Source organism: Meiothermus luteus (assembly GCF_003574085.1).
GTDB classification, from domain to species: Bacteria; Deinococcota; Deinococci; order Deinococcales; family Thermaceae; genus Meiothermus; species Meiothermus luteus.
The window spans coordinates 1-8,130 of sequence record NZ_QWKZ01000113.1 but is presented as its reverse complement, the minus strand read 5'-3'; the positions used below and the strand labels follow the sequence as shown (position 1 = coordinate 8,130).

Sequence of the window (8,130 nt, the reverse complement as noted above, 5' to 3'; positions counted from 1 at the left end):
GCGGTGGTGGAGGGGGTGGGGGAGACGCCGGGGGCCGCCGCCACCCGCAAGCTCCTGCGCAGCATCTTCTTCAAGGGGCTCGCGGCGGCGGTGGGCGAGGCCTTGGAGGCGGCCCGGCGGCTTGGCCTCGAGGCCGAGACCCGCCAGAACATCGCCCAGACCCTGGAAGAGGCCAACGCCGCCCTTGTGGATCGGTTAGAGGAGGGCAGCCGGCGCCACGCCGAGCGGCGGCGGGAGGAGATGCTGGCCGCGGCGGCCTTGCTGGAGGAGGTGGGCCTAGAGCCGGTGATGGCCCGGGCTACGGCGGCGTGGCTGGAGGGCTTGAGGGCACCAGGCGCGAAGCCCGAGCCGGGCCCTCATACACCCTGAGCTTGTCTGGGAAAGTCGGCGCTGGGGCGAGGCGCAGCCCCGCTCGGAAGGACAGCCTCCTGAAGCGCTCCAAGGCCCGCCTGGCTACCGCCGCTCTGCCCTCAAACACCAGCAGATGGACCCTAAGCAGGTGGCGCTACCTCGAGCGGGTTCGCTAGGGTGTTGAAGCCCATCTCGAATCCGTCCAGACGCCAGATGTGCCGGCTCGGCTGGTATTCCAGCACCGCGTAGCCTAGGTCGGCAAAGGAAAACCAGATACCCTGCTCTTTGGGGCTCGGGGGAATGCCCATGATGACCCGTAGGGCACAGTTGAGGATTTTTCCATGGGCCACCACCAAATACGAACCCGCGCCCCGGTTCACCAGGTTCTGCACGGCCCGCGCGGCCCGGCTGTAGGTCTCCCACTCGCTCTCGCCGGTGCCACCGAAGGGTTTTTCGTAGGGGTTACGAAAGCTTTCGGGGAAGCGACGGGCGCCTTCCTCGAAGGAAAGCCCAGCAATTGCGCCGTTGTCCTGCTCCATCCAGTCGGGGTCTAGCTCCAGCGGAACCCCCAGCCCCTGGCTCATCACCTCGGCTACGGCTCGAGCCCGTTGGAGGGGGCTCGAGATGACCCGGTCGAAGCAAAGGTTTTGGGCGCGAAACGCCTCCAGCCGTGCACGGGCCTGGGCCAAGCCCTGCTCGGTGAGGGGAGCATCGTAGCGACCTTCGTGGACTTGCAGGTCGTCGGCCAGAGAGCGCCCATGGCGGAGGAGGGTGAGGCGGAGGATGCTCATAGGGTGCAAGGATAGCACAAGCGCTGGGGTGCTAGGGGAAGGCCGCACCTCCAAAGCGGATAGACCTCTTCATAGACTTAGCTCTCAATCCAGGAGGCTGCAGTTCGGGAAAGAGTCCTGGCCTAGAGCTGAACTTCGTCCAAAGCCCCGGGGGCCACCGCCTCTAGAACGGCGCTTAGCCGGGCCGATACGTAGCCGGGCTGGAGCTCGTTGAAGACCACCAGCGCGGTGTGGGCGTAGTGGCGGGCCATGCCAGCGATGGTTGCGGCCACGTCGCGGCGGGCAGCGGCGTCGAGGATGGCCCGGTGTTCGGCCTGGCGGAGCTGGCCCCGTTCGGGGTGGGCTTGGAAAAACGAAAGGCGGTAACGCTCGGCGTGGTCAAAAAGCCGGCCGATCTCCTCCACCCAGCGGGAGCCCGCCGCGCGCACGAAGCGCAGGTGGAAGGCCCGGTGGGGGGTGTCTAGCCGCTCGATGTCCTGGGTGCGGATGTAGTGCTCCATCTGGGCGTAGAGGCCCTCCAGCTCGGCAAAGTCCTCCGGTGTGAGCCTGGGCACGCTGAGGCGTAGGGCCATGGCCTCGAGGGTGATGCGCAGGGTGTAGATTTCCTCCGCGTCGGAGACCGAGAGCGCGGCGATGCGCACCCGGCGGTTGGGCTCTTGGAGGACCAGGCCTTCCCGCTGCAAAAGGCGCAGGGCCTCGCGCAGGGGGGTGCGGCCTACCCCCAGGTCGCGGGCCAGCTCGAGCTGGCTGGTGACCTGGCCCGGGGCCAGAAGGCCGCGCAGGATGGAGGCCCGCAGCCGGTCGTGGATGTGCAGCACGTTCTGTCCGTCGCGGCTGGGGGGGGCTTTCTCCATGGCCTCATCCTAGCACTGTTGACACAGAAACGTAAAGTGTATATAGTTTAGCTACCTGTAGACATAAGCAGGCCAAGCAGAAGCAGCACCGGTGGGAAGCAATTCCCAAAAGGAGGAGGCCATGTGGAAACCTTGGCAAGCGGGCGTTTGGGCGTTGGCGGCGTTGAGCCTGGGTGGGGTGGGCCTGGCCCAGCCCCAGCCCATCCGGGTGGGGTTCATCGGGGGGCTGAGCGGGGGGTTCATCCAGCCCGAGCCGCCGCGCATCGTGCGGGCCTACTTTGAGCGGGTGAACGCCCAGGGGGGCATCCAAGGGCGCAGGCTCGAGCTGTATGTGGAAGACGACAAAACCGACCCCGCCGCGGCCAGCCAGGCTGCCCGGCGGCTGGTGGACAGCGTCGGGGTGGTGGCCCACGTGGGCAGCGCCAGCGCGCTGGACTGCAGCGTGAACGGGGCCTTCTACGTGCAGCGGGGCCTGGTCTCCATCCAAGGCACCGGGGTAGACCCCCTCTGCTTCCGCAACCCCAACATCTCCCCGGTGAACACCGGGCCCTTTGTGGCCACGACCTTGGTGCTGCAGTACGCCGCGCAGAACCTGAAGAAGGATAAAATCTGCGCCTTCTTCACCCAGCTTCCGGGTCTCGAGCCCGCCTACCGCGAGGCGGTGGCCGAGTTTGAGCAGATTACCGGGAAGAAAATCCTTCTGCAGGACTACAGCTACAAACCCGGCGACGACCCCACCCCGCTGGTGCTGCGGGTGCGCCAGGCCGGGTGTGAGGCCACCCTCTTTGCCGGAAGCGACGCTTTTGCCATCTCCTGGATGAACGCGGCCTTGGCCCAGAACCTCCTGCGGGCCACCCAGTGGCTCTTCCTCCCCTCCACCTACACCGAGGCCTTTGCCCGGGCCATGGGCTCCCGGGCCAACGGGGTGCAGGTGGCCTCTGAGCTCGAGCCCTACCTGGGCAACAGCCCGGCCCTCAACGACTGGCGTGAGCTCTCCCGCCAGAACAACATCCCCCTCACCTCCTTCAGCCTGGCCAGCTACTTGGCGGCAGAAATCTTCGTCAACACCCTGAAGACCATCCAGGGTGAGATCACCCGGGAGAGCGTTGCTGCGGCCTTCAAGCGGATGCCGCCCTACCGCACCCCCCTGCTGGGCGACCCCTACACCTTCGGCGACGCCCCGGCCCACCGCTCCAACCAGAGCATCAAGATGCTCGAGCTGCGCGACGGGGCCTACCGCCTTGCCTACCCGGGCTGGATTCGCCTGCAACGCCGGTGAGCCATGCTGCAAGCCGCCCTGGCCGGTCTACTCTCGGGAGGTGCTTACGCCTTGCTGGCGGTCTGTTTGGTGCTCCTTTACCGCATGACCGGCACCCTCAACTTCGCCCTGGGGGCCACCGGGGTCTTCGGAACCTTTGTGATGTTCAGCCTGCATGAGCGGGGCGGGCCCCTGGGGCTGGCGGTGGGGCTGGGCCTTTTGGCCTCGGTGGGGATTGGCGGCCTGTTGGGCTGGGCCATGGCCCGCTGGTTCGCCGAGGCGCCCCTCCAGGTGCGCTCGAGCGTGACCATCGCCTACCTGATTGCCCTCCTCACCTTAGGCTTCTGGATTTTCGGCACCAACCCCAAGCCGGTGCCCCACCTGGTGGGCTTTGGCGGGGTGGAGCTGCTGGGGCTGCGCGTTCCCTTCGCTACGCTGGTTACCCTGGGTCTGGCCGCTCTGCTGGCCCTGGGGGTGGCCCTCTTCTTGCAGCGCACCCGGGCCGGCGTCTGGTTGCGGGCCCTGGCCGAGCGGCCCACCGCGGCCGAGCTTCTGGGGGTGCCGGTGCAGGCCCTGACCGTGGGGGTCTGGGCCTTTGCTGGTGGGGTCTCGGCCCTGGCCGTTATGCTCATCGCTCCCAACCGCTCGCCGGAGTTTGGGGTGCTCTCCTTGCTGGTGCTGCCGGCTATGGCCGGGGCCTTGGTGGGCCTTTTCCGGAGCTTTCCGCTGGCCTTGGTGGGGGGGCTTGGCATCGGGCTTATTGAGGGGGTGGCCTCGAGCCTGCCCATCGCCCCTTACCGGCAGGCCCTTTGGTTCTTGGTGATGCTGGCGGCGCTGCTTTGGTCGCAGCGCAAGGAAGTGTGGGATGCGGCGCGTTAGTGGGTGGTCCTGGATTGGCCTGTTGGTGCTGGTGGCCCTGCCAGGGCTGCTCCCCAGCTACTGGCTCTTCCTGGCCACGGGAATGCTCATCGCCAGCCTGCTCACCTGGAGCTTGGGGCTTCTGGGCGGGCTGGCTGGGCTGGTCTCGCTCTGCCAGCTCTCGCTGGCCGGGGTGGGGGGCTGGGTGGTGGCCTACTTCAACGCCAACGAGCTGCCGGTGCCCTTCGTGTTGCAGGTGCTGGTAGGGGCCTTGGCGGCCTTGGGGATTGGGGTGCTCATCGGCCTGCCCTCGCTGCGGGTGCGGGGGGTGCACCTGGCGGTGGTCAGCCTGGGCTTCGCCGCGGTGGCCGACCTGGCCTTCACCCTGCTCAACTTCCCCGGCGGGGTCATCGGCAAGCCGGTGGTGCGGCCCGGTTTGCTGGCCTCCGACGCGGCCTACTACTGGTTCTGCCTGGGGGCGCTGCTTGTGTGCTTGGGGTTGGGCCTGTGGCTCTCCCACAGCCGCCTGGGCAGCGCCTGGCGGGCGGTCAAGCACTCCGAGCGGGCGGCTGCGGCCATGGGGATCAACGTGAGCGGGGCTAAGCTTTGGGCCTTTGCGGTGAGCGCGGGGATGGCTGGGCTGGCCGGGGGGCTTTTGGGCTTGCTTTCGGCCAGCAACTTTGCCCCCACCGGTTCGCTGGTTCTCTTCGCCAGTGCGGTGATGGTGGGGGCCCACTACCCCGCCGGGGCCCTCTTGGCTGGGGGAATGAGCTGGCTGATTCCAGAGGCCCTGAGCCGGCTGGGCCTCTCGCAGAACCTGGGCAACCTGTTCTTCGCCTTCGGGGTTCTGATGGCCCTCAAGGCCGGAGGGGGCATCTTTGAGGTGGCCGCGCGCAACCGGGCCCGGCCGGCGGTCGTCCGGCCCCTTGCTACCAGCCCAAGCGGCTCCGCCCGTCCCTCCCAGCCTGGCCCCAAGCCCGTGCTGGAGGTGCAGGGCCTCTCGGTGCGCTACGGTACGGTGCAGGCCCTTACCCAGGTGAGCCTCACCCTGTATGAAGGGCAGGTGTTGGGCCTGATTGGGCCCAACGGGGCGGGCAAGTCGAGCCTGGTGGACGCGGTGAGCGGCTTTGTGCCCTACCAGGGCCAGGTGCGGCTTTTGGGGCGACCCTTGGAGGGGCTTGCCTCCAGCCAGCGGGCCCGGGCTGGGCTGCGGCGCAGCTTCCAGCAGGACCGCACCATCCCCGAGCTAAGTGCGCGGGCCTACCTCGAGCTCGCCGCCGGCCGAACCCTTACCCCCCCTGAGCTGGCCGAGGCCCTGGCCTTCGCCGGGCTGGAAGACCCCGAGGCCCCTCTCTACGCCCTGGACGTGGGCGCCCGGCGGAGGCTGGAGGTGGCCGGCATCCTGGCCGCAAGGCCCAAGGCGGTGCTTTTGGACGAGCCCGCAGCCGGCCTCTCCGCCGCCGAGAGCCATGCCCTGGCCGAGCGCATCGCCCAGATTCCGGCGCTCTACGGGGCGGCAGTGCTCCTCATTGAGCACGACATGGAGGTGGTGCGGCGGGCCTGCGGCGAGGTGGTGGTGCTGGACTTCGGGGAGGTGCTGGAAGCGGGTCCCACCGCCGAGGTGCTCGCCAGCCCCAAGGTGGTGGCGGCCTACCTGGGCGAGGAGGTGGCGGCATGAGCCTGGAGGTGCGGGGGCTTGTGGTGGCCCGGGGCCAGGCCCCGGTGGTGCGGGGGGTGAGCTTTAGCGTGCCGCCGGGGGAGGTGACGGCGCTTTTAGGCCCCAACGGGGCGGGCAAGACCACCCTGCTCGAGGCCCTCTCGGGCATCCTTCCGGCGCAGGAGGGCGAGGTGTGGCTTTTTGGGGTGCGGGTGGAGCGGGCCTCCCGGGTGGCCCGGGCCCGGGCCGGGCTGGCTCATGTGGAGCAGGGCCGGGCGGTTTTTCCCAGCCTCACGGTGGAGGAGAACCTCTGGGTGGGGGCCCGATCCGGCCTGGAGGAGGCCTTTGGCCTTTTCCCCGAGCTGGAAAAGCGCCGGCGGGTGCCGGCGGGCCAGCTTTCAGGTGGAGAACAGCAGATGCTGGTGCTGGCCCGGGCCCTTCTGGGCCGGCCGCGGGTGCTGCTCTTAGACGAGATGTCGCTGGGCCTGGCCCCCTTGGTGGTGCGGCGGCTGATGGAGACCGTGGAGCGCCTGGCCCAGGCCGGGCTGGCGGTGCTCCTGGTGGAGCAGTTCGCCCACCTGGCCTTAGGCATCGCCCGGCAGGCCTTGGTCATGAGCCAGGGGCGGCTCGTCTACAGCGGTCCGGCCCAGGCCCTGCTGCGCGAGCCCGGCCTGCTGCAGGAGGCCTATTTGGGTCGGCTGGAGGTGGGTGCATGACCCGCGCGCGCTACGAGGCCTACATCCGGCGCTTCAACGCCCAGGACCTGAGCGTTTTTGAGGAGTTCCTCTGGCCGGAGGTGCGGGTGCTCAACGGCACCCTGGAGCTGCTGGGCCGCGAGGCTATGCAGGCCCACTATGCCCGGATTTGGCGCACCTTCCGCGAAACCTTGGAAATAGAGCGCTGGGTGGGGGACGGCGAGGGGGTAGCGGTGCAGATGCGGGCCCACTTTGAGGCCCTGCGGGACGACCCTGCCTCGCCCTTTGGCCCTGTGGCCGCCGGGGAGCGCTTTGAGTTTGAGGGCCTCGTCCTGTACCGGGTGCAGGATGGGCGCTTCACCGAGATTCGGGTGGCCTACAACCGCTTCACCCACACCGACCGGGAGGGCCGCAAGCGGGAGCTGGGCATTCCCCACTAGGAGGCGCGATGAACCTTCCCCCTGCTGCCAACCCCAAGGCCCGCTCGAGCCGCCTAGAGGGCAAGGTGGCCATCGTGACCGGCATTGGCAGCGGCATCGGCAAGGCCTGCGCGCTGATGTTCGCCCGCCACGGGGCCAGCGTGGTGGGCTGCGACCTAGACCCCCGAGCAGCCCAGGCCACCCTGGAGGAGGCCCGGGCCGAGGGCCTGGCCCTGGAAAGCCTGCACCCCTGCGACCTGACCCGGCCCGAGGAGGCAAGGCGGCTGGTGGACTTCACCCTGGCGCGTTTTGGCCGCCTCCAGGTTTTGGTCAACGCCGCGGCCTGGGCGGCCTTCAAGCCGGTGGAGGAGCTGAGCTACGAGGAGTGGAGGAAGACCTTAGCGAGCGAGCTCGACCTGGTTTTTCTGCTCTGCCAGGCGGCCTGGCCTTACCTCAAGCGGCAGGGCGGGGCCATCCTCAACTTCGCCTCGGCCAACGCCTACCGGGTGCTGGAGAGAAGCCCTGCGCTGGCCCACTGCGCAGGTAAAGGCGGGGTGCTGGCCCTGACCCGGCAGCTCGCGCTGGAGGGGGCGCCTTTTGGCATCCGGGCCAACACCATCTCCCCCGGGCTGGTGGTGACCGGGGCCACCCGGCCGGTCATCGCCGACCCCGAGATACACGACCTGTGGCTCAAAGAACACATGCTGGCCCGCTTCGGCACCCCCGAGGACGTGGCCTGGGCGGCGGTTTTTCTGGTCTCGGACGAGGCGAGCTGGATTACCGCCGCCGACCTTGCCGTGGACGGAGGTACAAGGGCGCTATGAGCTTTAGAGGAAGGGTCTACCGAAGGGGCGAGCCCGGCTACGAGGAGGCCCGTGTGGGGCGCATCTTCAACGGACGCAGGCCCGAGCGCTCCCCCGAGCTTATCGTCTTTGCCGAGGACGAGGAGGACGTGGTGCGGGCGGTGCGGCTGGCCCGGGCCCAGGGCCTGCGGCTGGCGGTGCGGGCCGGGGGGCATAGCTGGGCGGCCTGGAGCCTGCGGGAGGGCGCTTTGCTCCTCGACCTCTCGCGCCTTCAGGGGATGGCCTACGACGAGGCGACCGGGGTGGTGGCGGTGGCCCCTGCGGTTCAGGGTGGGGCGGTGCTGGCCCCCTACCTCGAGGCCCGCGGGCGGATGTTCCACGGCGGGCACTGCCCCACGGTGGGCCTGGGGGGCTTTTTGCTCCAAGGGGGCATGGGCTGGAACT

The 8,130-nt window shown here is 69.0% G+C and carries 10 protein-coding genes; 8 read left to right on the top strand and 2 right to left on the bottom strand.

The window, feature by feature from the left end; all coding sequences use genetic code 11:
* Nucleotides 1-369: DUF1932 domain-containing protein (locus Mlute_RS13035; RefSeq protein WP_119361041.1), on the top strand; the 369-nt coding region annotated here is incomplete at its 5' end.
* 122 nt (nt 370-491) lie between these two features.
* Here the strand turns inward: Mlute_RS13035 and Mlute_RS13030 are convergent.
* Both Mlute_RS13030 and Mlute_RS13025 read right to left on the bottom strand, forming a co-directional pair.
* Nucleotides 492-1,142, bottom strand: a complete 651-nt coding sequence (locus Mlute_RS13030; RefSeq protein WP_119361039.1) for a histidine phosphatase family protein — start codon at nt 1,140-1,142, stop codon at nt 492-494.
* Nucleotides 1,143-1,264: 122 nt separating this feature from the next.
* The gene (locus Mlute_RS13025; protein WP_119361038.1) at nt 1,265-1,996 is read right to left on the bottom strand and encodes a GntR family transcriptional regulator; all 732 of its coding nucleotides are present in this window, start codon (nt 1,994-1,996) and stop codon (nt 1,265-1,267) included.
* Between the two features lie 121 nt (nt 1,997-2,117).
* On the opposite strand from Mlute_RS13025, the gene Mlute_RS13020 reads away from it, so the two are divergent.
* The 7 genes from Mlute_RS13020 to Mlute_RS12990 form a co-directional block, all read left to right on the top strand.
* Complete coding sequence (locus tag Mlute_RS13020; protein WP_245958976.1) at nt 2,118-3,275, top strand: ABC transporter substrate-binding protein; 1,158 nt, start codon at nt 2,118-2,120, stop codon at nt 3,273-3,275.
* A 3-nt stretch (nt 3,276-3,278) separates the two neighbouring features.
* Nucleotides 3,279-4,133 carry an ABC transporter permease subunit gene (locus Mlute_RS13015; protein ID WP_119361037.1) on the top strand — a complete coding sequence of 285 codons (855 nt, stop codon included), beginning with the start codon at nt 3,279-3,281 and terminating at the stop codon, nt 4,131-4,133.
* Nucleotides 4,120-5,790 (top strand): branched-chain amino acid ABC transporter ATP-binding protein/permease, encoded by a 1,671-nt coding sequence (locus Mlute_RS13010; protein ID WP_119361036.1) that lies wholly within the window; start codon nt 4,120-4,122, stop codon nt 5,788-5,790. Before Mlute_RS13015 ends, Mlute_RS13010 begins: the two co-directional genes overlap by 14 nt.
* Nucleotides 5,787-6,485, top strand: a complete 699-nt coding sequence (locus tag Mlute_RS13005; protein ID WP_119361035.1) for an ABC transporter ATP-binding protein — start codon at nt 5,787-5,789, stop codon at nt 6,483-6,485. The genes Mlute_RS13010 and Mlute_RS13005 overlap by 4 nt, the downstream gene beginning before the upstream one ends.
* Nucleotides 6,482-6,904: a nuclear transport factor 2 family protein gene (locus tag Mlute_RS13000; RefSeq protein ID WP_119361034.1), complete on the top strand. Its 423-nt coding sequence runs from the start codon at nt 6,482-6,484 to the stop codon at nt 6,902-6,904. The genes Mlute_RS13005 and Mlute_RS13000 overlap by 4 nt, the downstream gene beginning before the upstream one ends.
* A gap of 8 nt (nt 6,905-6,912) precedes the next feature.
* Complete coding sequence (locus Mlute_RS12995) at nt 6,913-7,707, top strand: SDR family NAD(P)-dependent oxidoreductase (RefSeq protein WP_119361033.1); 795 nt, start codon at nt 6,913-6,915, stop codon at nt 7,705-7,707.
* The coding region (locus Mlute_RS12990) for an FAD-binding oxidoreductase (protein WP_147371094.1) at nt 7,704-8,130 on the top strand (427 nt) is incomplete at its 3' end. The genes Mlute_RS12995 and Mlute_RS12990, both read left to right, overlap by 4 nt.